Source organism: Nocardia sp. NPDC050378 (genome assembly GCF_040655675.1).
Taxonomy (GTDB): Bacteria; Actinomycetota; Actinomycetes; order Mycobacteriales; family Mycobacteriaceae; genus Nocardia; species Nocardia coubleae.
This window is the reverse complement of sequence record NZ_JBFAKI010000002.1, coordinates 440,076-461,810: the sequence shown is the minus strand read 5'-3', so window position 1 is coordinate 461,810 and position 21,735 is coordinate 440,076. Positions and strand designations below refer to the sequence as shown.

General features: G+C 67.9%; 18 protein-coding genes and 4 tRNA genes. 9 read left to right on the top strand and 13 right to left on the bottom strand.

Annotated elements, in window-relative coordinates; genetic code table 11:
* Positions 1-14 precede the first annotated feature (14 nt).
* Positions 15-164, top strand: coding sequence for a hypothetical protein (locus AB0I35_RS06080; protein WP_357394660.1), 150 nt, complete (start codon positions 15-17; stop codon positions 162-164).
* 43 nt (positions 165-207) lie between these two features.
* Entirely contained in the window at positions 208-903 is a 696-nt protein-coding gene (gene hemQ / locus AB0I35_RS06075) for a hydrogen peroxide-dependent heme synthase (RefSeq protein ID WP_357394659.1), read from the top strand.
* A gap of 3 nt (positions 904-906) precedes the next feature.
* Here hemQ and msrB read toward each other — a convergent pair whose 3' ends face one another.
* The 4 genes from msrB to AB0I35_RS06055 all read right to left on the bottom strand — a co-directional run bounded on the left by msrB (position 907) and on the right by AB0I35_RS06055 (position 5,102).
* Positions 907-1,332, bottom strand: a complete 426-nt coding sequence (gene msrB / locus AB0I35_RS06070; protein ID WP_067980946.1) for a peptide-methionine (R)-S-oxide reductase MsrB — start codon at positions 1,330-1,332, stop codon at positions 907-909.
* A gap of 40 nt (positions 1,333-1,372) precedes the next feature.
* A complete protein-coding gene (locus tag AB0I35_RS06065) occupies positions 1,373-2,692 on the bottom strand; it encodes a glycosyltransferase family 87 protein (RefSeq protein WP_357394658.1) in 1,320 nt (439 codons plus the stop codon).
* An 81-nt stretch (positions 2,693-2,773) separates the two neighbouring features.
* Entirely contained in the window at positions 2,774-4,327 is a 1,554-nt protein-coding gene (locus AB0I35_RS06060; RefSeq protein ID WP_357394657.1) for an alpha/beta hydrolase, read from the bottom strand.
* A gap of 31 nt (positions 4,328-4,358) precedes the next feature.
* Positions 4,359-5,102: a pyrimidine reductase family protein gene (locus tag AB0I35_RS06055; RefSeq protein ID WP_357394656.1), complete on the bottom strand. Its 744-nt coding sequence runs from the start codon at positions 5,100-5,102 to the stop codon at positions 4,359-4,361.
* A gap of 53 nt (positions 5,103-5,155) precedes the next feature.
* Here AB0I35_RS06055 and zapE point away from each other — a divergent pair, with 53 nt between their 5' ends.
* The gene (gene zapE, locus AB0I35_RS06050) at positions 5,156-6,175 is read left to right on the top strand and encodes a cell division protein ZapE (protein ID WP_357394654.1); all 1,020 of its coding nucleotides are present in this window, start codon (positions 5,156-5,158) and stop codon (positions 6,173-6,175) included.
* A gap of 3 nt (positions 6,176-6,178) precedes the next feature.
* Here zapE and AB0I35_RS06045 read toward each other — a convergent pair whose 3' ends face one another.
* Positions 6,179-6,718, bottom strand: coding sequence for a GNAT family N-acetyltransferase (locus AB0I35_RS06045; protein WP_357394653.1), 540 nt, complete (start codon positions 6,716-6,718; stop codon positions 6,179-6,181).
* Positions 6,719-6,812: 94 nt separating this feature from the next.
* Here AB0I35_RS06045 and AB0I35_RS06040 point away from each other — a divergent pair, with 94 nt between their 5' ends.
* Positions 6,813-8,315, top strand: coding sequence for an NAD(P)/FAD-dependent oxidoreductase (locus AB0I35_RS06040; protein WP_357394651.1), 1,503 nt, complete (start codon positions 6,813-6,815; stop codon positions 8,313-8,315).
* A 56-nt stretch (positions 8,316-8,371) separates the two neighbouring features.
* Entirely contained in the window at positions 8,372-9,304 is a 933-nt protein-coding gene (locus AB0I35_RS06035; protein ID WP_357394650.1) for a LysR family transcriptional regulator, read from the top strand.
* Here AB0I35_RS06035 and AB0I35_RS06030 read toward each other — a convergent pair.
* The gene (locus tag AB0I35_RS06030) at positions 9,301-11,526 is read right to left on the bottom strand and encodes a hypothetical protein (RefSeq protein WP_357394649.1); all 2,226 of its coding nucleotides are present in this window, start codon (positions 11,524-11,526) and stop codon (positions 9,301-9,303) included. The genes AB0I35_RS06035 and AB0I35_RS06030 overlap by 4 nt on opposite strands.
* A gap of 383 nt (positions 11,527-11,909) precedes the next feature.
* On the opposite strand from AB0I35_RS06030, the gene AB0I35_RS06025 reads away from it, so the two are divergent.
* Positions 11,910-12,863 carry a hypothetical protein gene (locus tag AB0I35_RS06025; protein ID WP_357394648.1) on the top strand — a complete coding sequence of 318 codons (954 nt, stop codon included), beginning with the start codon at positions 11,910-11,912 and terminating at the stop codon, positions 12,861-12,863.
* Here the strand turns inward: AB0I35_RS06025 and AB0I35_RS06020 are convergent.
* The 3 genes from AB0I35_RS06020 to AB0I35_RS06010 form a co-directional block, all read right to left on the bottom strand.
* The gene (locus AB0I35_RS06020; RefSeq protein ID WP_357394647.1) at positions 12,802-14,007 is read right to left on the bottom strand and encodes a hypothetical protein; all 1,206 of its coding nucleotides are present in this window, start codon (positions 14,005-14,007) and stop codon (positions 12,802-12,804) included. The genes AB0I35_RS06025 and AB0I35_RS06020 overlap by 62 nt on opposite strands.
* Positions 14,008-14,046: 39 nt before the next feature.
* Positions 14,047-15,120, bottom strand: coding sequence for a phospho-N-acetylmuramoyl-pentapeptide-transferase (mraY, locus tag AB0I35_RS06015; protein WP_067493047.1), 1,074 nt, complete (start codon positions 15,118-15,120; stop codon positions 14,047-14,049).
* Between the two features lie 102 nt (positions 15,121-15,222).
* Positions 15,223-15,864, bottom strand: coding sequence for a TetR family transcriptional regulator (locus tag AB0I35_RS06010; RefSeq protein ID WP_357394645.1), 642 nt, complete (start codon positions 15,862-15,864; stop codon positions 15,223-15,225).
* 113 nt (positions 15,865-15,977) lie between these two features.
* Here AB0I35_RS06010 and AB0I35_RS06005 point away from each other — a divergent pair, with 113 nt between their 5' ends.
* On the top strand, positions 15,978-16,907 hold the full coding sequence (locus tag AB0I35_RS06005) for a zinc-binding dehydrogenase (RefSeq protein ID WP_357394644.1): 930 nt from the start codon (positions 15,978-15,980) through the stop codon (positions 16,905-16,907).
* A 51-nt stretch (positions 16,908-16,958) separates the two neighbouring features.
* Here the strand turns inward: AB0I35_RS06005 and AB0I35_RS06000 are convergent.
* The 3 genes from AB0I35_RS06000 to AB0I35_RS05990 form a co-directional block, all read right to left on the bottom strand.
* Positions 16,959-17,033, bottom strand: a tRNA-Val gene (locus AB0I35_RS06000).
* A gap of 1 nt (position 17,034) precedes the next feature.
* Positions 17,035-17,105: transfer RNA gene (locus tag AB0I35_RS05995), tRNA-Cys, on the bottom strand.
* Positions 17,106-17,150: 45 nt separating this feature from the next.
* Positions 17,151-17,222 (bottom strand) — tRNA-Gly (locus tag AB0I35_RS05990).
* Positions 17,223-17,549: 327 nt separating this feature from the next.
* On the opposite strand from AB0I35_RS05990, the gene AB0I35_RS05985 reads away from it, so the two are divergent.
* A tRNA-Val gene (locus tag AB0I35_RS05985) sits at positions 17,550-17,624 on the top strand.
* 826 nt (positions 17,625-18,450) lie between these two features.
* Here the strand turns inward: AB0I35_RS05985 and AB0I35_RS05980 are convergent.
* Positions 18,451-18,654, bottom strand: coding sequence for a hypothetical protein (locus AB0I35_RS05980; RefSeq protein WP_357394643.1), 204 nt, complete (start codon positions 18,652-18,654; stop codon positions 18,451-18,453).
* Between the two features lie 175 nt (positions 18,655-18,829).
* Between AB0I35_RS05980 and AB0I35_RS05975 the strand changes: the two genes are divergently transcribed.
* Positions 18,830-21,490, top strand: a complete 2,661-nt coding sequence (locus AB0I35_RS05975) for a Z1 domain-containing protein (protein WP_357394642.1) — start codon at positions 18,830-18,832, stop codon at positions 21,488-21,490.
* Positions 21,491-21,735 lie beyond the last annotated feature (245 nt).

The following is a 21,735-nucleotide window of genomic DNA, read 5'->3' as shown; positions in this document are numbered from 1 at the left end:
CATGATCGCCCGCTGTGACCAGTCCCGCTGAGCGACCGACCCTCATCCTCGACCCCGATCTCGGTCCCGTCGAACTACACGCGGGGGAGGCGACCACCGTGACCGCCGTCTTCCGCGCCGACGAATCCTCGCCGTGGCGTGCGGCCGAGCACCACCTGGACTGATCCCGGGCGCCGCGCGAAATCCGCGCAGTGGCACCATGGATTCATGGCGCGACTCGACTACCAGGCCCTCAATTCCACCATCCGGTACCTGATGTTCTCGGTGTTCCAGGTACAGCCGGGCGTGCTCGGCGACGACCGGGCGGCGGCGATCAAGGAGGCGCAGACCTTCTTCGACGGGCTAGCCGACAAGGGTGTGGTGTTGCGCGGCATCTACGACGTGGCCGGTTTGCGTGCCGACGCCGATTTCATGCTGTGGACCCACGCCGAACGGGTCGAGGACCTGCAGGCCGCCTACGCCGATTTCCGGCGCACCACCGAGCTGGGCAAGGCCAGCGCCCCGGTGTGGAGCAATGTGGCCGTGCACCGCCCGGCGGAGTTCAACAAGAGCCATATCCCGGCGTTCCTCGCCGGTGAGGACCCGGGCAACTACATCTGCGTGTACCCGTTCGTGCGGTCCTACGAGTGGTACCTGCTGCCCGACGAGGAACGCCGCAAGATGCTCGCCGACCACGGCAAGGCCGCACGCGGTTACCCGGACGTGCGGGCCAACACGGTGAGCTCGATGGCGCTCGGTGACTACGAGTGGATCCTCGCGTTCGAGGCCCCCGAACTGCACCGCATCGTCGACCTCATGCGCGACCTGCGCGCCACCGAGGCCCGCTTGCACGTCCGCGAGGAGACCCCGTTCTTCACCGGCCCCCGCGTGGAGGTCGAGCAGCTCGTCAACGCCCTGCCGTAAGCCCTACTCTTTCGGCTCGAGCTTCAGCGCGATCGAGTTGATGCAGTAGCGCTGGTCGGTGGGGGTGGGATAGCCCTCGCCCTCGAAGACGTGGCCGAGGTGGCTGTGGCAGTTCGCGCACAGCACCTCGACCCGGCGCATGCCGAGCGAGTCGTCGGGGCGCAGGATCACCGCGTCGGAATCGGCGGGGTCGAAGAACGACGGCCATCCGCAGTGCGAGTCGAATTTCTCTGTGCTGCGGAACAATTCGGCACCGCAGGCACGGCAGGCGTAGACGCCCTCGGTCTTGGTGTCGGTGTATTCGCCGACGAAAGGTCGCTCGGTGGCGGCCTCGCGAAGCACGGCGTATTCCTCGGGGTTCAATTTGGCCCGCCACTCCTGCGGCGTCAGCTGGATGCGCGGCGCGGGCAACGAGGTATCGGAACTCATGCCTCCACGCTAATGGTTTCGCGCCGCGCGCGCCGAAACGCTACTTCAGGGCGGGTTCGCGATCCTCGACCGGCGCCACCGGATCGTCGCGGTCAGGGGTCGGTGCGGGTGCCGGTTTCTCCTCGACGCCGTCGCGCGAGTCGGGCGCCTTCGCCATCCAGGCCGGGTCGATGCCCAACTCCAGCCTGCCCTCGCGACGGGCGGCCAGGTAGCGGTCGCCGAGCACACAGAACACCACGATCAGCAGCAGTCCCCAGCCGAAGGTCACCCGCAGGTACTCGAGGTTGCGACCGACGCTCTGCCAGCGGTCCGACAGCCATTTGTCGTAGGTCATGAACCCGAAGATCGCCAGCCAGGCGGGCCAGTTACGCAGCACGGAATTGCGCAGCACCACCGTCATCAGGAACGGGAACAGCATCATCGAGTAGTACATCTGGCCCAGCGAGAGCAGCAGGAACGACGCGGTGAGCAGCACGCCGGAGAAGGTGGTGACGAAGAACAGCTCGTCGTCGCGGTAGTAGCGCCACAGCAGCCACAGCGACACCGCGACGATCGCCGCCACCAGACCCTGCATCACCAGGACCAGCCAGTGCGGCAGACCGTAGTAGGCGGCATTGCCGCCGATCGAGCTGTTGAAGTAGTCGCGGGTCTTCATCAGGTACGGCAGCACCTCGGTGAAGAACTTCTCGGGATCCGCCGACAGCGGCCAGGCGATCGCGGTGAGCGTCACCGGCACACCGATCGCGGTGACGAACACCTTCCACTGGCCGCGCACGGCCGCGACGAGCAGCAGCGGCGCCAGCGTCGGCTTCACCGCGATACTCAACCCGAGCGCGACACCCGCCCACAGGTCGCGGCGCCGCAGTAACAGGTGGATGAACACCAGCTCCGCCAGCAGCAGGCAACCGTTGACATTGGTGAAGACCAGCGTGTTGACCACGGTCTCCGAGGTGAACATCGCCAGCAGCAGCGCGGGCGCGGCCACCGAACCCAGGCCGAACTTGAACAGCCGGAGCAGCAGGTACCAGGCGAGCAGGATCGCGACGGCGTTCAGCCCGATGAACAACCAGCGCGACAACTCGTACTCGATGGCCGCCACGGGCGCGATCAGCAGCGTCCCGCTCGGGTAGTAGAGGTAGTGCGGGTCGACCGACGAGAAATCGGCCGTGTACAGCGGCCTGCCGTTGAGGAACTCGAACGAGGCGTTGTACACCGGGCGATAGTCGTCGGTGACGAAACCGTTGATCGCCTTGATGAAGACACGGTTCAGCACGGTCATGACCGCGAACGGCCACAATGCGAACTTCATCACCTCGGCGGCGGTGCGAGCGGTGCGGGGCTCGAGCTGTCGGAACAACACTGGGGCACGGTACACCGGATCGGGTTGCGATGGTGTCGCCGGACCCGCCCGACGCGCCGCGACGCGCCGGTCGGATGACGATCAGGCGGGGCAGGCGCCACCGTCGGCGGGCAGTTTCCCATCCGCGAGATAGGCATTCACAGCCTGCTGCGCGCACCCGGAATGTGCGACCACCGGATGCCCCCAGCCCTGCCAGGTCATGGTGGCGTGCCGGGCGCCCGCGGCGCCGAGCGCGCCGGTGACCGAGGCCGCGGCACCGCCGACGACGGGGTCGGCGGCCCCGGCGAACACCAGCACGGGCAGCGACAGTTCGTCGGGCAGCGGCGGGGCGGTGGAGACGGGCCAGGCCGAGCACACCATCAGCCCGATCGCGGCGGTGCGACCGAAAACCGGATATTTGCCCGCCCAGGTGTCGGCCAGTTCGCGGGCCCGATCGGGGGTGGGCGGTTGCTGGCTGTCGGTGCACCGGTTCACGAACTCGCCGTCGGACGAGATCGCCGCCGCCTCACGCCCGACCAGTGCGATCAGCGGTCCGCGATCGCCACGGTCGGCCGCGGCGAGGATGTCGGCCAGGGCGGTGACCCGGGTGTGCTGATCCCCGCGCGGGCTCGACAGGAAACCGGTGAGGGCCGTCGCCAGGTCGGCGGCCGTCACCTCGCCCAGTCCGCCTGCCGTCGCCTTGTTCATCAACCCGACGACCGTCGCGCGCGGATCGGGCCCGAGGGCGCAATCGGCCGCCTTGCAGCGCTGGGCGAACGCGGTGAGTGCGGCCTCGGCGCCGGTGACGCGCGCCTCGGCCATGGTCGCGGCGTCGGCACCGACCGGTTCCGGTGCGTCGAGGACGAGCCGGGCCAGGTGGTCGCCGTAGCGGCGCGCGTAGCTGAGCGCGACCTTGCCGCCGTTGCCTGCGCCGAGCAGGTTGATCTTCTCGACCTGCCACTGCTTGCGCAGCTGTTCGATGTCGTCGGCGGCGTGCGGTGCGTCGAAGGTGCCCTCGTAGGGCTGCAGGAAGTCGCGGCAGGCGATGGTCGCGTCCTGACTGAAACCGGCGACGGCACCGACCTGGTCGGCGTTGCCCACCCCGGTCTGCCCCAGATCGGTCAGTACCGCGCGCAATTGGGCCGGGATGCAGTCGATGGGCTGGGAGGCGCCGATGCCGCGCCGATCGACTGCCACGACCGGCTGCGCGGTGAGCAGCGCCCGGTTGGGACCGATGGCCAGACCGGCGAGGGTGGAGGCCGAGGACCGGTCGGCGCCGGAGGTCAGCACCAGCGGGGCCACATCGGTGGGAGTCTCGGGCAGCCGGGCCCGCAGGGCGCCCGCGCGGAACGTGCCGAGCACGGTGCCCGCGGTGTCGATGGGTGTCGAGAAATCGGCGCATTCGAGCACGAGTCCGGCGGGCACGTCGCCGAAGGCCAGCGAGCTGACGGTCGACTCGGTGCAGTCGCGCCAGGTGAGATCGGATTTGGGGACCTCGGCCGTGCCGAGATCCTCGGTGGCGGGCTCCTGGGTCGCCACTCCACCGGCGCCCGGACGTTCCACCGCGACGACGGGCCGATCCGACGGTCCCGCCCCGCAGCCCGCGAGCATGATCGACAGTGTCGCGGCCGTTACCGCGGCCCGAGTCAAGCGCATGGCTACACCCTGCCAGGTTCGGCGCCGGGTTTCATCGACGGGCCCAGCGGGCCAGCACGGTGCCGTCGTCGTCGAGCACCAACTGCTTGCGTGCCATCGAGGTTCCGAATTGCTTCGCCGACAGCGAGATTCGCCCGCCCGCCCCGCCGACCAGCAGCGGCGCGGTGGTCAGGCACAGTTCGTCGACCAGGTCGGCCTCGGCCAGCTGACCGAACAGGTGCGGTCCGCCCTCGCACAGCACTCGCAGCGATCCGCGCTCGGTGAAGACCCGCAGCAGGGCCGCGGGCGTGATCGCGAACTCCGCCGCGACCACCACTTCCGCGCCCGCGTCTTCGAGCGCGGCGACGCGGTCTTTGTCGGCCTGGGCGGTGGTGAGAATCAGTGGCGGGGTCTGCGCGTCGGTGAACAGCCGCGCCGCCGGATCGAGATTCGCGCTGCCCGACACCACGGCGATCGGCGGTGGGCTGCCGTCCTCGCTGCCGCCGACCCCGTGCCGGAAATGCGCCCGCCGGTGTTCGTCGTCGGTGCGGGCGCCGCCGTAGTTCTCGGTGCGCACGGTGCCCGCGCCGACCAGGATCACGTCGGCGAGCTCGCGCAGCAGCTTGAACACCAGCTTGTCGGCCGGGGTGGCCAGTCCCTTCGTCACGCCGTCGACGGCGAGCGCGCCGTCGATGCTGCTGACGAAGTTGGCCCGCACCCACGGCCGCTCCAGGTGCCTCGGGTACGCATAGCTCCTGGCCAGTGCGTCGGCGTCGAGATCTGCGAGCTGGGTCACATTAGGGATACGCTGCATAGGTACCGATGCAACCACGTCCGTACGATTCGCACATGCAAGAACGCCTCGTCGATCGCCACCCGGAGGTCCCGGCCGACCAGCTCGTCGCCCAGATGGTGCCCCCGCCCATGTTCGACGAGGTCAGCTTCGCCTCCTACATTCCCGGCCCCAAGGAACCCAGCCAGGCGGCCGCGGTTCGCAAGGCCGAGGAATTTGCCGGTCAGGTCGCCAAGATCCACAAGGCCGCGTCGAAGAAGAGCCTTTTCGGCAAGAAGAAGGCCGTCACCGGCGCGGGCCTGTACCTCGACGGTGGTTTCGGTGTCGGCAAGACCCACCTGCTCGCCTCGATCTTCCACAGCGCGCCCGCGCCGAAGTCGTTCGGCACCTTCGGCGAGCTGACCAACCTGGTCGGCGCCCTCGGCTTCGTCAACGCCGTGGAACGGCTCTCCGCCAACAGCCTGCTGTGCATCGACGAGTTCGAACTCGACGACCCGGGCGACACCACGATGGTCTCGCGCCTGCTCACCGAGCTGTCCGCCGCGGGCGTCTCGATCGCGGCCACCTCCAACACCCTGCCGAGCCAGCTCGGCGAGGGTCGGTTCGCCGCGCAGGACTTCCTGCGCGAGATCAAGAAACTCGGCTCGATCTTCGAGCCGGTGCGCGTCGACGGTCCCGACTACCGACACCGCGACCTGCCGCCCGCCCCCGAGCCCACCTCGCCCGAGGTGCTGGCCGAACGGGCCGCCGCCACACCGGGTTCCACCCTCGACGACTACGACGCACTGCTGAAGCACCTGAGCACCCTGCACCCGTCGAAGTACGGCGCGCTCATCAACGGCGTCACCTCGGTGTTCGTCGCCGGGGTGCACCCGGTGACCGATCAGGCGGTCGCGCTGCGCATCGTCGTCCTCGCCGACCGCCTCTACGACGCGAGCATCCCGGTCACCGTGTCCGGCGCCAAGCTCGACGAGATCTTCTCCCAGGAGATGCTCGACGGCGGGTACCGCAAGAAGTACCTGCGCGCCATCTCGCGTCTGCTCGCGCTGTCGCGGTTCGAGGCCGCTACCGCGTAGGGATCACAGCTTCCGTTCGAAGACGAAATCGTCGTGCACCTGGTTGCCGACGGTCATCGTCTTGGTGCCCACCCGCACGAACCCGTGCTTGCCGTAGAAGCGTTGCGCGCGTTCGTTGTCCTGGTTCACCCCGAGCCACACCGCGTCGGCGCCCGACTCACGCGCGGAGTCGACCGCGGCGTCCATGAGCGCACCGGACACCCCGGTGCCGTGGTGGCCGGGCAGCACGTACATCTTGCTGAGTTCGACCACCGACCCCGGGCTGACCTGTGCGTCGATGGCCGGATCGGTCGGCCTGCCCGCGATCAGCATGGCGTAGCCGACGATCTCGTCACCGTCGACGGCCTTGAGGACCGTGCGATCCGGGTCGGACAGGTATTCGCCGAAACGGTCGCCCGAGAGCATCTGGGTCAGGAAGATCTCGATGTCGGCCGGGTCGGCCTGCGGGGGACAGGCCAGCGGGAACGTCACGGTCGCCACATCGCTGAGGGCTTCGGCGTCCCAGAGTCCGGCCCGGTCGACGACGACGGAGCTGTTGGTCATCGTTCCAGTACAGCACGGGCGTGGCGGTGGTAGACAGCACTGTGGGCATCGCGGCGGTGGCACCGTGACGGCGGTCCCGAGTACTCTCCTGCCCATGACTAGCGGTAGCCGCATCGGGATCGTCGGTGCGGGAGTTGCGGGATTGGCTTGCGCGAAGGTGTTGAGTCAGGCCGGATTCCCGGTCGAAGTCTTCGATCGAGCCCCTGACGTGGGCGGTGTGTGGAGCGTCACCCGCCGCTACCCGGGCCTGCGTTCGCAGAACAGCAAGCACACCAACCACTTCAGCGACCACCCGATGCCGGAGGACTACCCGCGCTGGCCCGACGGTCAGCAGATGCAGGCCTACCTCGCCGGGTACGCGCAGAAGTTCGGCCTCACCGGGAATCTGCGGCTCGGCACCGAGGTGGTCGCGGCCGACCCGGTCGACAGCGGCTGGTTGCTCGAGATCCGCGACGGGATGGGTGTGCACCGCAGCACCTGTGATCACCTGATCGTCGCCAACGGTGTGTACAGCGACCCGGTGCTGCCGGACCTGCCCGGTGCGGCCGCCTTCCGCGCCGCGGGCGGGCAGCTGTGTCACGTCTCGCAGTTCCACGATGCCGAACTGGCGCGCGACCGTTCGGTGGTCGTCGTCGGGTACGGCAAGTCGGCCTGCGATGTGGCCGAGGCGGTGAGTCATCTCGCCGACGAGACCAGCGTGGTCGCCCGCAGGCTCACCTGGAAGATGCCGCGCAAGTTCGGATTCGGGACCGACTACGAACGATTGCTGCTCACCCGCGTGGGTGAGGCGCATTTCCCGTCCCGGTTCGGCCACCGCGCCGAACGCCTACTCGACCGGCTCGCCCTGCGCGAGGCGAATCTCGACCTGCTGCAGGAACGGGTGACGCGCAAGCTGCGGCTGCGTGAGCTCGGCCTGCTCCCCGACGGTTCACTGGCCGAGATGGCGACCAGCAGCGCGGCGCTGGCCACCGAGGGGTTCTTCGATCAGATCGAGGCGGGCCGCATCGCCGTGCACCGCGACGCCGAGATCGTCGAACTCATCGGCGGGCAGCACGGGCCCGCGGTCCGGTTGTCGGACGGGACGCTGAAACTGGCCGAGATCGTGGTGTGCGCCACCGGATATCGCCAGGAGGTTCCGTTCCTCACGCCGTTCGTACGCCGCTCGCTCACCGACGAGGCAGGCGACTTCCGGCTCTACCGCCATATCCTGCCCGTCGAGGTACCCAACCTCAGTTTCGCCGGCTACAACAGCTCCAATGTGAGCGCCCTGAGCGCCGAGGTCGGCGCGCACTGGATCGCGGGGCTGCTCACCGGCGCGTTCGTGCCGCCGGTCGCCGAACTGATGAACAACGACATCGACGAACGCCTCGCCTGGTCGCGGGCCCGCAGCAACGGCGCGCACGCGCACGGTGCGTCGGTGATCCCGTTCTCGCTGGGCAATATCGACGAGATGCTCGACGACCTCGGCACCCCGCTGCCGCTGTCGGCCCGGCTCGGGCAGTGGGTGCGCCCGGTGCGGCCCGCGACCTACCGCGGCGTGCTGCGCAACCGCAACGCCGCCCCGGCGCCGACGCCGGTCGCGGCGGTCGAGGGATAACCGACACGCGGTGCTCCCCGCTTGGTGGCGAACCGGGCGTTGGTGATAATCCTGGCGTGGAAGCGCTGGATCTGAACCTGCTGCCCGCCTTGGACGCGCTGCTGGACACCAACAGCGTCACCGAGGCGGCCCGGCGACTGCACACCTCCACCTCGGCGATGAGCCGCACCCTCACCCGGTTGCGCGAGGTGTTCGGTGACCCGCTGCTCGTGCGCTCCGGCAGGCATCTGGTGCCCACCCCGCGCGCCCTGGAACTGCGCCAGGACGTGGCGGCGCTGGTCGAGGCGAGCCGGGTGCTGCTCACCCACGAGGGCGGCGGTGTTCGCAGGCAGCGGGACTTCGTGGTCCGCGTGGGTGACGCGGTGGCGGCGCGGCTCGCGGGACCGCTGCTCGGCGCGGTCGGGGCGCAACTGCCCGGCGTGACGGTGCGGCTGCTGGCCGCGGACCCCGCCGACAGCGCCGTGGCCCTGCGCGACGGACAGGTCGACATCGAAGTGGGCGTGCTCGGCCGCACCGACCCCGAAACCGTGGTGCAGCGGCTGTTCAGCGACCGCTGGGTCGGTGTCGCGGCCGCCGGCCATCCCTTCGCCGCCGACCGCCCCACCGTCGCCGCCTACGCCTCCGCGCGCCACCTCGAGGTGTCGCCCACCGGCCGCACCCACAGTCCCATCGACGACCGGCTCGCCCTGCACGGTCGCACCCGCCGCGTCGTCGCGACCGTCGCCGATCTGGCCACCGCGTTGTTCACCGTGGCGACCACCGAGCTGATCTGCCCCGCCCCCGCGGCGTTGTCCCGCCCGGCCTGCCAGGCGCTCGGCCTGGCCACCTTCGAGATCCCACTGCCGTTGCCCGCCCCCGTCGTCGCCATGGCCTGGCATCCGCGCAATACCGCCGACGCGGGCCATCGCGCCGTGCGCGAGCTCGTCGCGACGGTACTGCGCGACGCGCCGGAGGCGCCCGATGTGCGCTCGGTGGGAGTCGCCGTCTAGCCGAGGTCCTGGGTCGGCGGACCGAAGACGTCGCGACGACCCGGTGGCAGGCCCGCGGAGCGCTTGAGCTCGTCGAGCATGGCCTGCAATTTGTCCACGTGGGCAGCGGATTCGAGGTCGAAGGCGCGGTAGGTGCCGGTCACCGTGATGCCTGCCGGGTCGGTCGCCGTGGGGATGGGGGCAGGACCGAGGTTGTCGTCGGCGCTCGACGAGGCGTGGACGGCGGGCAGGTCGACTGCCGGGGCGGCGGGTCGGCCGTGCCGGGTCCCTGCCTCGTTGTCCGAGTTGGTGAATCGCGCGGTGCCGTGCGCCGCCTGGGCCGCGAGCGGACCTGTGTGCGCGTCCTGGCCGAATGGGCGGCCGGTCTCCTCGGCGCTGTGACCGTGCGGTCGGCTGGAACGCTCGCCCGAGTCGAATCGGTTGTTCGCCGCCTCGTCGGACGGGCTGGATTGCTCGCCCTGGGTGATGCGGTCCGCCGACTGGTGCGTCCGACCGGGATCGCCCGCCGCCTGGGCGGAGTGGCCCGCCTGATTCGGGTAGTCCGTCGGCAGGGCTGTGTCGCCGGACCGGTCGACGGATTCCGTCGCCGGACTGGTGCGGTAGTCGGGGCCGCCGACCGACGGCCCGGACCGGGGTGCCTGGTCGAGGTGCTCCGACGGCGCGGTGGCTCGGCCCGGCACGTACCCGGCTTCGACCTGGTGGGCCGAATCGGCGGCCGGCGGGGCGACCAACCGGGCGGGGGCTGCCGGTTTTTCGGTGGTGGTCGAATTGCGAGGCGTGAAGTCCGCGAAGACGGACTCGCCGCGCGAGTCCGTGGTGAAGCCGTTGCGGGCGTGACCGTTTCGCGGTGGGGTGGGAAGGGTCGTCTCCACGTCGTCGTCGAAGGACCACTGGATCCCGTTGGTACTGCCGTTCTTCGGCCCGGAACCCGTCCGATCGGCGAACCCGTTGAAGGTGGTCCCGTTCGTCGCGACCCGGGCTTCGATCGCGTGAGCGTCTTCGGCCGGGATGATTCCGACACGATCCTGCGCACCCGTACTCGCGGGCCCACCCGTGCCGTTCCCCGGTCCGCGCGCCGAGCTCGCCCGCTGGTCATCGCCATGACCCGACGCACGAGTGGTGCGGTGCGCATCGCCGGAATCACCGACCCGCTCGCCCGCCGTGTCGGCGTCGAATGAGCTGTGCCGCGTGTCTTCTGATCCGCCGGCGTGTTCGACGGAGGGGCGTAGGTCGGTCGCCCGGTGGGGGCCGGATCCGTTGCGCTGAGCCTGCGGATCGACTCCGTTGGGCGACCACGTCACATTGCCGGAAGTGGTGTGGCGTTCGGTGCCGCGGGTCTCGGTGGGAACCTTGCCGACCGGCCGGGCGCGTTCGACGCCGGCGGACCCATCCGAACCAGTGACGGTCTCCTCATCGTGACGGACGCCGCCGGTCGAATCGGGGAGCGCGACAGCGCGATTCGCGGTGAGACCGACACCTTGTGCCGCGATGTCGTCCGCCACTCCACGCGCGGGCGTCTCCCGCTCCGGCTGCGCGGGCAGTCGCCCGTTGACACGCTGCGCATTCGAGACCGCTTCACTCACAGGTGCTTGTGGCGCGTGTGCACCGTTCACCTTCGCTCGCTGTGCCGTGTCGCCGTGCCCACCGCTCGACGCGCGGGCCGCCTGGGGTTCAGGATCGCCGAGCCCCGACGACTGGACCGCGAACGCGGCGGTACGAGGCCCATCCTCCTCGTGCGACGCGGCCCGACTACGTTCGCCCGCAACCACACCGCTCTGCGGTTCGATCGGCGCGCGGGGGACAGGCGCAGCGGTGATGGGCCAAGTGGGATCCCCGAGGTGGTCGGGGACCGAGCGGCTCGACTGACGGCGCTCCAGCGGCGGCCGGGTGGCTTCCTCATGGGCGGCGGCCCGCTCGGCGGCCTCGCGGACTTCTCGTCTGCTGCGCCCACGGGCGGGTGGTGGGGCTGGATCGTCGCCGCCGTCGAGCGCGTCGAGCCGGGCACTGAGCCGGGAAATGTCCTGTGACGCATGGAAAGCCCACGCTTCGAGGCGGCGGATGCGGAGCTGGTCGGGCACGTCCTCGTCGTCACCGGGGAAGCGGGGGACCTCCTGGGCGACGCGCGCGGCGACGACATCGAGCTTCTCGCTGACCTCACGCAGCGCCGCGGCGATATTCGCCAGCATCGACCCGATGGTTTCGTCGTGCTCAGCGTGGTTCATGCACACCCTACTTCCGGTGGACGGCGAGCGTGCCCGCCTCGGCCGCCTGCGATCATATCCACCGGGGCCCGCCGACGCGTTGTACTGATCCTCGGCCGGTGCGCCAGGCGACGCGCCGAACCTTTTCGTAATCGGGACGAAAAGGACCGGCAACCCGGCCGGTCTGTGTATCGAAATGATCAAGATCTTCGCCGGTCCGTGCGACGTTGGCACAATGAAAGGGCTTGATATACAAGCAATGTCGTCGTTGTGATCTCGATCACCACACGGCGACGCACCCGAGTGCGGGTCAAGGGGGCTGGCGGCGTGTCGGCGGCTGCGGGAACCTGAGTGCAGGTCGTGGGCGCGGGGCGTACGGCAGGCCCTGGTGAGGGAGTGATGGTGTGAGGACGAAGCGGCGAAGCGACACCCAGGTGGTGTGCGGACGGCGGGCGCTGCTCGACGAACTCGGGATCTCCGAGGGCGGTCGTCGCGCGGCGCCCGAACGCGCCGGATACGGCTGTGGTTGCCCCGATTGCGTTGCGAAGCAATGGAATACCCAGCGGCTCGAACATTGGATCTGTGGCAGGCTGACGGCGGCGGGCGCCGACGAGGCCCAGGTGGACGCGCGGGTGGGCGATATCCCCGTCGACATCTACTGGCGCCGAGGCGAACGGCGCGGCGTCGTCGAGGTGCGCAGCGGCCCCCTCGACATCACCGCCGCCCGCGCGCACCGCGAACGCCTGCGCGAAGCGGGCATCGACGACGTGCTGTGGGTGGTCCCGCGCGGGTACTGGGTGCCGCTGGTGCCCGCGGTCGGTATCGCCGACTTCGCGCCCGCCGGTGCCGAATACCGCATCGATCAAGGCATGCTCACCGCCGGTGAGTCCGGTTTCGCCGCACCGGTGCGGGCGGGCTGGGCGCTGCGGGAGTTCCTCGAGGGCTGGGTGGCCGACGACATCGCCTGGGGTCATGTGGATGTGATGAACGGAGGGTGGGCCGAGATGGGCACCTGGGAAAAGCACACGGCGGCGCAGGCCGCGATGATCGAACGTCAGCGCAGTCAGTTGCGCGACCAGCGAGTGGAACTGGCGGTGTCGCGGCAGGCCGTGCGCGACAAGCAGCGGTTGGTGACCAGGCTGCATCACCGCATCGAACGCGCGGCCGCGGCCGCCGACGCCCATGCCATCACCCTGGCCGGGTTGCGCAGCGAGCTGGTCGCCCAGCAGCGGACCGCAGCGGGCCTGCGCGCCACGATCACCAGGATGGACCGCACCCTCGATCAGTGGCAGTGGCTCACCTGCTGCGCGATGCTGCTGGTTGTCGCGGTGCTCGCCGGGGCGATGGTGATGCGCTGAGCCGCATCGGCAACCGGTCGAACTGCCAGTCGTTGCGCAGCACGAGGGCAGCCAGGTCGAGCAGGTCCAAGCCGGTCTCGGTGAGCACGGCCGCGAGGGCGGCCCGGTCGTAGGGGCCGGTGGCAAGGTCGGTGGCGATGCGCTGCTCGGCGGCCGCGTCGACGGCGCGGGTGCGCAGTTGTGCGGTGCCGATCGCGCTGCCGGTCCAGGTGAGCGCACCCCAGCCGCGTTCGTGGGCGTGGGCGCGCATCAGCTCGGCCTGAAGCCTGTTGTGGTGGAACATGGTCCGGCCCAGCGGCACCACATCGATCAGCACCGTCCGGCCGTCGCCGAGCCGGGCGGCGACCGAGGGGTAGTGCACCTGGTTCTCACCCGCGAACGTGTAGGTGAGGGCGGCGGGCTCCTCTTGGAATGCCGCGACGGCCGGGCTGGCATCGAGCGTGCGCAGCAGGCGGGCGACCAGCGCGGAGTCGTAGGCGACGTCGCGCCCGGCCTTGGCCAGGTAGAACCGGCCGCGGCCGTCGTCGTCGGCATCGGCCACCCGCGCAGAAGCGGTGGGTAACGGGGCAGGGGAGCCGTCCGGCCAGTCGGTACCCGCGAGCACGGCGTCCAGGTCGTCGACGTCGTCGTCCGGGGCGTGCAGTTTGGCGAGGATGCTCGCGGTCTTCTTCTGCCAGCCCAGGATTCGCTGCATGACATAACCGGCGACCCGCCGGGCGTCGGTCTGGTCGTGTCCGGCCAGGCGCAACTTCAGATACGACCACTCCATGGCGACCAGGTCGGTGTCGGTCGCGTAGATCTCGGTGAGCAGGGTGCGCACCAGGCGCAGATCGCCTGCCTCACGCGGATATCGGTGTGCGAACACCTCGGCGGAGCGGTGTCCGGATCGGGCGGCCTCGCGCAGGATGCGCCCGATCGCCTTGGTGTAGAGCTGACGGGCCCGGTCGCGGGCGAGGTCGTAGCGGGCGCCGACGCGGGTGAGGGTTTCCGGGCGCTGACCGCCGATGCCCAGGCGAAGCCCAACCACCCGCGCCTCGCGTGCCGCGCGTTCGGCGTGGTCGACGAGCAGTTCGCCGACCAGCTCGTCGAGCTCCTCGAGCTCGAACGAGACGTCGGCGGCGATGTCGTGGCCCGGTTCTCTCATGATCGCGTCAGCGTAGCGGCGAACACCGACAATGTTGTGTCACAGCGACGTCAGGTACTCGCTGTAGAACAGGCACAGACCCGTCGCCGAGGCGATGCCCGCCAGCACCCAGAACCGGATGATGACGGTCGTCTCCGGCCAGTTGTCGAGTTCGAAATGGTGGTGGAACGGCGCCATCCGGAACAGCCGGGTGTGGGTGGTGCGGAAGACGACGATCTGCAGCACCACCGACATGATCTCGGCGACGAACAGTCCACCGAGCACCACCGCGAGCAGTTCGGTGTGGCTGGTGATGGACAGCCCGGCCAGCAGCCCGCCGAGGCCGAGGGATCCGGTGTCGCCCATGAAGATCTTGGCGGGCGCGGCATTCCACCACAGGAATCCGACGCAGGCCGCGGCTCCGGCCGCGCTCACCATCGCCAGGTCCAGCGGGTCGCGGACGGTATAGCAGGCGCGGCCGGGGGTGATCTCGCAGGAGTGGTCGTACTGCCACAGCGTGATCACCACGTAGGCGCCGAGGGTCAGGGTCATCGACCCGGCGGCCAGCCCGTCGAGCCCGTCGGTGATGTTCACCGCGTTCGACCAGGCGACCACCAGCAGCACCACGAACAGCACGAAGAACAGCGAGGCGAAGGTGATGGTGGGGATGTCACGCACATACGACAGGTTGCGGCCCGCCGGAGTGAGTCCGGTGGCGCCGGGGAATCGCAGCACCAGCACGGCGAACACGACCGCCGCCGAGATCTGCCCCAGGTATTTGCCCGCCGCGGTGAGCCCGAGATTGCGGTGTTTGCGCAGTTTGATCGAGTCGTCGAGGAAACCGACCACGCCGAGTGCCGAGGCGAGCAACAGCACCAGAACACCCGATGCGCTGGGACCCGGTGCGTCCCACAGTGTCCCGATCAGATGCGAGCCGAGGTAGCCGCCCCACACGCCCGCACCGATGGCGAGACCACCCATCGTCGGTGTGCCGCGTTTGGTGTGGTGGCTGGCGGGCCCGTCGATCCGGATCTCCTGCCCGAAACCGCGCCGCGCGAACACCCGGATGAGCACCGGGGTGAGCGTGATGGTGATGAACAGGGCGATACCCGCCGACAACAGGATCTGTCTCACATTGCCCCTCCGTCCCGCCTGTCCCGCCATCCGCTGCGGCCCCGGCGGCGCCGTGCCGATCCTAGGGGAGGCCACCGGGTTGCGGCGCAGGAGTGATCGGGGTTACAGGCTCTTCGGTCGCACGGTCATGGTCAGCACGTCCGGGACCGCATCGAAGGCGCGGCGTACTTCGGTGGCCAATCCTCCGGCGGTGCGGTCGTCGTGGGTGGTCCAGGCGCCGAGCGCGCAATGGAACGCGGCGACCAGGATGTCGACGGCGAGCCGTAGATGCAGGGTGCGGTCCTCGCCCACGTCCAGTTCGCGGTGCAGCAGGGTGACTGCCGCGCGGCTGGTCCGATCGCAGAATTGCAGGTTGTGTCCGGCCATCGACGGGGTGACGCCCACGAGGCGATGGCTCAGCGCGGCTCGCCGTGGCCACTCGCCGACGGCGACGCGGTCGACGGCCGCCAGCAGCGCGTCCCGGAGCACGCGCAGGAGCCCGGTTTCTCGTGGCTCTCCGCGTTCCAGCTCATCCAGGAAGGCGAGCCAGACGTCCTGCAGTGGCGCCATCGCCACGTCTTCCTTGCCTGCGAAGGTGCGGAAGAACGTGCGCTTGGAAACCTCGACGGACTCGCACAGCTCATCCAGGGTGACGGCATCGAACCCACGCTCGGTGAACAGCCGGAGAGCGGAGTCGATCAACGCGTGCCGGGTTCGTAGCTTTTTCCGTTCGCGCAGCGGCAACTCGTCTATCGCTACGTCCATCGTCTCAGCCTACCGATGACCGACAGCGAACGCCACTTGACAGCAATTGCCACTCAGTGGCACTTTTGCTGGGCGGCTGATCTGCCGTGTCGTCACAAGAGAAGGCCCTGGATATGCGAGCACTGCTGGTCGACCGTTCCGCCCCTGCCGGACTCCGCCTCGGATCGGTCCCGGACCCCGATCCGGCCCCGAATCAGGTGTTGGTGCGGGTTGCCGCGACTTCGTTGAACCACGGCGAGGTGACCCATCTCGTTCCCGGCGCCGACGCGGGCACGGTTCTGGGTTGGGACGCGTCGGGGGTGGTCGAGCGTGCGGCTGCCGACGGCTCCGGACCGGCTGTGGGCACGCCGGTGGTCACGCTAGGACCGGCCGGTGCCTGGGCCGAATTGCGTGCTGTGGATTCCGAATTCGTCGGAGTCGCACCGGTAGGTGCCGACCTCGCAGCCCTCAGTACGGTGCCGGTGGCGGGCGCGTCGGCGTTGCGCGCATTGCACCGGCTCGGCCCATTGCTGGGGCGCCGGGTTCTCGTTACCGGCGCGTCCGGTGCGGTCGGCCGTTATGTGTTGCAACTGGCACACCTGGGTGGTGCGGAGGTCGTCGCGGTGACGTCGAATCCGGATGCGCATCGCGACAGCATGCGGGAGCTGGGTGCCGGACAGGTGATAGCGGATCCGACGGAACTCGATGGCCGCGTCGACGGTGTGCTCGACCTCGTCGGTGGATCGCAGATGGTTGCCGCCTTCGAGTCGCTCGCGGAGGGCGGGACGCTCGTCTCGGTCGGGCATGCCTCGGGTGCGCCGGAGCGGTTCCCGTTCGGCACCTTCTTCGGCGATGCGGGCAGGCACGACCGCTCGATCGTGACGTTCTTCCTGCTCGGCTGCCGTGATCTCGGCCGTGATCTCACCTGGCTCGCCGACCGGGTCGCCGCGGGCGTTCTCGACCCGCAGGTCGTCTGGCGAGGCGACTGGTCCGCCGCGGATGAGGCGGTCACCGCGTTGCGCGACCGCCGACTGCACGGCAAGGCCGTCCTCGAGCTGGGCTGACCGGTCCGCGACGCAAACAAGTCAGGCCCCCTCGAAAGGGGGCCTGACTTGTGGTGCGCGATACTGGGATTGAACCAGTGACCTCTTCCGTGTCAGGGAAGCGCTCTCCCGCTGAGCTAATCGCGCGAGGTGGAGACGGGAATCGAACCCGTGTGCACGGCTTTGCAGGCCGTTGCCTCACCACTCGGCCACTCCACCGCGCAAAGGAGGATGGCATACTGCTAGTGCCTAACCTACCTCTCGAGCGGATGACGGGATTCGAACCCGCGACCCTCACCTTGGCAAGGTGATGCGCTACCACTGCGCTACATCCGCATTCACACTTCCAGAGGAGCTCGTCCCGGGGGCCTTGCTGCTCTCCGTGGTGCGATGAGAACATTAGCCGACGCGCGGCGAAGACTACAAATCGCCTGGTTAAACGGCATAAATGTGAATTACACGCATGTTGTCCGGTGGCGCGGCGATGACCGATGGCCGAACTTCGGGTACCGCGTCGACCCGCACGTTCCGAACCCTCTTCATCTACCGGGCGCGCCGCCCCGAACTTCCCGTTCACAAGGCGATTTGGTGTCTCCCGGGTACCCCGTGCTAATGTTTCGTCTCGTTCGAGAGGCCGCACAAACAGCCCTTCGCAACCATCCCGGTCCTATAGCTCAGCGGGAGAGCGTCCGCCTCACACGCGGAAGGTCGCTGGTTCGAAACCAGCTAGGACCACCATAAAGTGCAGGTCAGAGCATTATTGGCGATGGCCTGCACTTTTCGTGCAACTTACGTGCAATAGCGTTCGTCACGAGGGTGCTGAATCTGGGCCGATATTCATCCAGGCATTGCTCGGCATCCGGATGCCGAGGCCGGGTGTGCAAGTCGGTTGGGCGGCGATGACGCCCGAGCAGGTCGCCGTGCTCCGGCAGCGATTCGCCGCATGCTCGGGGCGGGCAACGCCCTCACCGGGCACCGCGTAGTCATCGGCGATTTGCAGATCCAGCTCGCCAGCCGACACAGAGGTCGGTGTCAGCCGATCTGCTCGTCGAGGTTGACGGTGATTTGGGGCGGCCACCTCGTCGCCGGTCAGGATCGATTCGGGGACGGGCGAACGAACCGGCTCGTGTGATCGTCACCGTGCCGAACTCGCCGCCCCGCCGCTGCCCGCTCGCAGTGACTGTTGGTCAGTGCGAGCAGTAATCGGGCCCGGAGCCTGCCGTGGCGGCGGGAACACCGAATTTTGATCTGGACCGCGACGGTGACGGCCTGGAGCACCTACAGCGTGATGCCATGAGCCGCGGGACATTCGAGGTGAGGTTCTGGTGCGGTACCGGCACAGTTGAATCCGACGACTTCGTCGAGCTCGAGTGGGACGAGGGGCCCTCGCCCGCACCGACAGATACCACGACCTAGACTACTTTACCAGGACAGATGCTCCGATTCTTGCGTTGTCAGCCCTTGGCAGGCTGAATTATTGCAGTTCAGAGCACCTTTCGCGATTTCTGGCGCAGGTCAGATGCTATTGCCGTGGAGGGCGAGGCTAACTGCGCGTCGGCCACGGTCAATTGCCCAAGACGGTGTTGAGCACAAGCAGGGCCAGCGTGAGTGAACCGGCGAAGGCTGCCCCGCCGTGGAAAATCGCGTTCGCCCAGCGCACCCCGTTGTGCCGGGACAAGGCCGCAGCACCGAAGGCGATCAGTAGCGCGAACAGGGTGGCGATGACGAGCAAAAGCAGTTTCACGGTCTGGGGATTCGAGTCGGTCATGGAGGGTTCCAGTCGGTCGCGGAGGCACGGAGCTGCAGGAGCCGTTGCCATTTGGGCGCCGGCCAGTGGTTCTCATCGAGCACAGCCTTCCCGGTGCGCACGCCTAGGTCAAGAGTGTAAAATGGCGATTTTCGCCAATTGGTGGTTTCCACCGACATCGCGGTAATGTGGGGTCGTGGCGAAGCAGGTCGGTGCTCTCGGTCCTACTGGGATCCGGTTGAGCAAACGAGTACAAGACCTTCGACAGGCCCGCGGGCTCACACTGGGCACCCTCGCACGGCGATTGGGTGATCTGGGTAGACCGATCGATCTGTCGGCCCTGGCAAAGGTGGAGAAGGGGCAGCGCCGCGTCGATGTCGACGACCTGGTCGCGCTTGCGCTTGCGCTGGATGTGTCTCCGAACTGGCTGTTGCTGCCCGACAACGCATCCCACGAGCAAATCGAGCTGGCAGAAAGGTTCCGCCTGACTAGCAGTGATGCCTGGGAATGGGCCGTACGTGACCAGCCACGCGACTTGTCGTCTCCAGCAACGGAAGTTCAACAGCCCAGCGGGCTGTCTGCAGGGCGGACTACGTCGTTCTTTCTGCGGAATGAGTGGGCGGATCACGGCGCTTCCGGAGTTGCGCGGGCGACCCAACTACGAACCATCTTGCACCGCGCGGTTCTTGCCGATCTAGCAGCAACCCGGCCCAAACGCCTGATGCGCGCTATGGAGTACCAAGCCGAGGATATCGGTGGCGCGGCACCGTACGCCGATGAGGAAGACCTTCTGTGGTTCCTCACGTCAGCGGGACCAGAAGACCCGTTGATCGAGGCTTGGCGCAAGCAGTTTGGGTTATGGGACCGTATGGAGCACCCAGCCTGGTCGCCCGCCCAAGCACGTACCCTGCAGCGACGGGCCGACGTCTACGGTGGGCTGGCTCTGGGAAGGGAAGTTCGCGACGCGTTCGACAGTGTCTGTCCGGTGGACGAGGCGTCACCATCCGTGGTGGTCAGCACGGCATTCGCGCCGTGGTACACCCCGGCCTCACAGCAGCAGAGGGCCTGGTATTGGCCGCGGTACCGGGAGCACCTGAACAGCAAAGGTTGGCCGACGCAGACGATACACAGCCTCGACACTATGACCGACGCTGTTGTCGAGCGACTGGCCGATCCGACGCAGCCGCAGGCCTACCAGTCGAAAGGCTTGGTCGTCGGCTACGTCCAGTCAGGTAAGACGGCCAACTTCACAGGCGTCATCGCGAAGGCGATGGATGCGGGGTACCGACTGGTAATTGTGCTCGGTAGCACGTTGAACCTGCTGCGGGACCAAACCCAGCGCCGGCTGGACCAAGAACTCGTGGGCCGCGAGAATATCCTGCGCGGTGTCAGCGAGTACGAATCCGACTACTGCGACGACCCTCAGTGGGTGCAGCGCAAATTCATCGAATTCGGTGGCATGCCATCGTCTCTCGGTGGCTTCGACATCGTCCGCCTCACCACCCGTCACAACGATTACCGAACGCTCCCGTACGGAATCGGTGCCCTCGAGTTCGAGAAGCAGGAACCCGACCTCCCGCTTTACGACATCCGCAACCTACACCGCTCCCCGGCCCGATTGATGGTGGTCAAGAAGAGCAAAACCGTCCTAAGAAGGCTGGTGAAGGACCTGCATTGCATCGGTACCCCTCTCGATGAGATCCCGGCCCTGATCATCGATGACGGATCCAACGAGGCCCCGCTCAACACCACCGGCCTCAACCCGGATACCGAGCGCAGCGCCATCAATCAAATGATCTCCCATCTGCTGGCTCAGCTGCCGCGGGCCCAGTACGTGGGATACACCGCGACGCCGTTTGCGAATGTCCTGCTCGCCCCGGAGGGCAACGCCGAGATCTTTCCCAAGGACTTCATCGTCTCCCTACCGCGTCCCGACGGGTACATGGGTGCCCGTGACTTCCACGACTTCGGTGCCGCGCCGCCGCAGCACGAGCGCACCTTCGCCAATTCGAACGAGCTTGCTCATGTCCGCGACGTGGAGTTTTCCCGCGAAGACGACACCCAACAGCTCCAGTGTGCAATCGACACTTTCGTGTTGACTGGAGCTATGAAGCTGTTCAGACAAGATCGAGACAGTCTGGGCGACAGCTATTTTCGACATCACACGATGCTCGTCCACGAATCGGCCTTGGTCGAGGCGCACCGTGAGATGCTCGGTAGGATCACCAAATTATGGTGGGAGGCTGGATATTCCGACTCTCAAAGCCACCAACGGCTCCGCAACCTGTTTGATACCGATATCGCACCTGTGTCCGCCGCCCGCGCTGGCGCCCACGCCGTCCCTGCCTCCTTCGACGAATTGATGCCCTACATAGTCTCAGTCGTCAAGCGCATCGATGCCGACCAAAAACCAATCATCGTCGTCAACAGTGACAAGGACCTGGACACAGGCGACACCGACTTCGACCGCCGCCCCATCTGGAAGATCCTGATCAGTGGCCAGAAGCTGGCGCGTGGCTTCACAGTCGAGGGCCTGACTGTCTCCTATTTTCGGCGTCGCCCCACCGATCCGGCTGCACTGATGCAGATGGGTCGTTGGTTCGGCTTCCGCAATGGGTACCAAGACCTCGTGCGGCTCTACATCAGTCGTGACGAAGCACAGGGCAGCCAAGGGATCGATTTGTATCAGGCGTTCGAGGCGGTGTGCGCAGGCGAGGAGGCCCTCCGCGCCGAACTTTCCCGGCATTCGATAGCCCTTGAGGGTGCGCATCCGCTGACCCCCGACAAGGTTCCGCAGTTGCTGGCACAGCATGTGCCGCTTCTGCGGTCGCGAATCTTCAACAAGGCGGACGGATAATCGGATCGATCAAATTGGAGCAGCCCGGTCCGCGACGCTTATCGAGGCGCAGAATTCCGGGCCCTGCGGCCGCTGACCTGATCGACCCGTCTCACTGTCGGCAGCCTGCTTCAGTTGCGTCGCTACTGCTTTTCGACAACCCATTCCGCGGAATTCGCGCCGGCCATGGGGCAGTCCGCGAGAGACCGCGAGTTCACCTGCCGCTCAGCATTAAGCGGCCAGCAGGAGCTTACGGAAGATCAAGG

Bases quoted from the DNA above. Each gene is read 5' to 3' on its own strand.
- AB0I35_RS06040 (WP_357394651.1), top strand. From the start codon at position 6,813: ATGACTAGCGGTAGCCGCATCGGGATCGTCGGTGCGGGAGTTGCGGGA.
- AB0I35_RS06060 (WP_357394657.1), bottom strand. From the start codon at position 4,327: ATGCGCTTGACTCGGGCCGCGGTAACGGCCGCGACACTGTCGATCATG.
- AB0I35_RS06030 (WP_357394649.1), bottom strand. From the start codon at position 11,526: ATGAACCACGCTGAGCACGACGAAACCATCGGGTCGATGCTGGCGAAT.
- AB0I35_RS06020 (WP_357394647.1), bottom strand. From the start codon at position 14,007: ATGAGAGAACCGGGCCACGACATCGCCGCCGACGTCTCGTTCGAGCTC.
- msrB (WP_067980946.1), bottom strand. From the start codon at position 1,332: ATGAGTTCCGATACCTCGTTGCCCGCGCCGCGCATCCAGCTGACGCCG.
- AB0I35_RS06045 (WP_357394653.1), bottom strand. From the start codon at position 6,718: ATGACCAACAGCTCCGTCGTCGTCGACCGGGCCGGACTCTGGGACGCC.
- AB0I35_RS05980 (WP_357394643.1), bottom strand. From the start codon at position 18,654: ATGACCGACTCGAATCCCCAGACCGTGAAACTGCTTTTGCTCGTCATC.
- AB0I35_RS06010 (WP_357394645.1), bottom strand. From the start codon at position 15,864: ATGGACGTAGCGATAGACGAGTTGCCGCTGCGCGAACGGAAAAAGCTA.
- AB0I35_RS06005 (WP_357394644.1), top strand. From the start codon at position 15,978: ATGCGAGCACTGCTGGTCGACCGTTCCGCCCCTGCCGGACTCCGCCTC.
- zapE (WP_357394654.1), top strand. From the start codon at position 5,156: ATGCAAGAACGCCTCGTCGATCGCCACCCGGAGGTCCCGGCCGACCAG.
- hemQ (WP_357394659.1), top strand. From the start codon at position 208: ATGGCGCGACTCGACTACCAGGCCCTCAATTCCACCATCCGGTACCTG.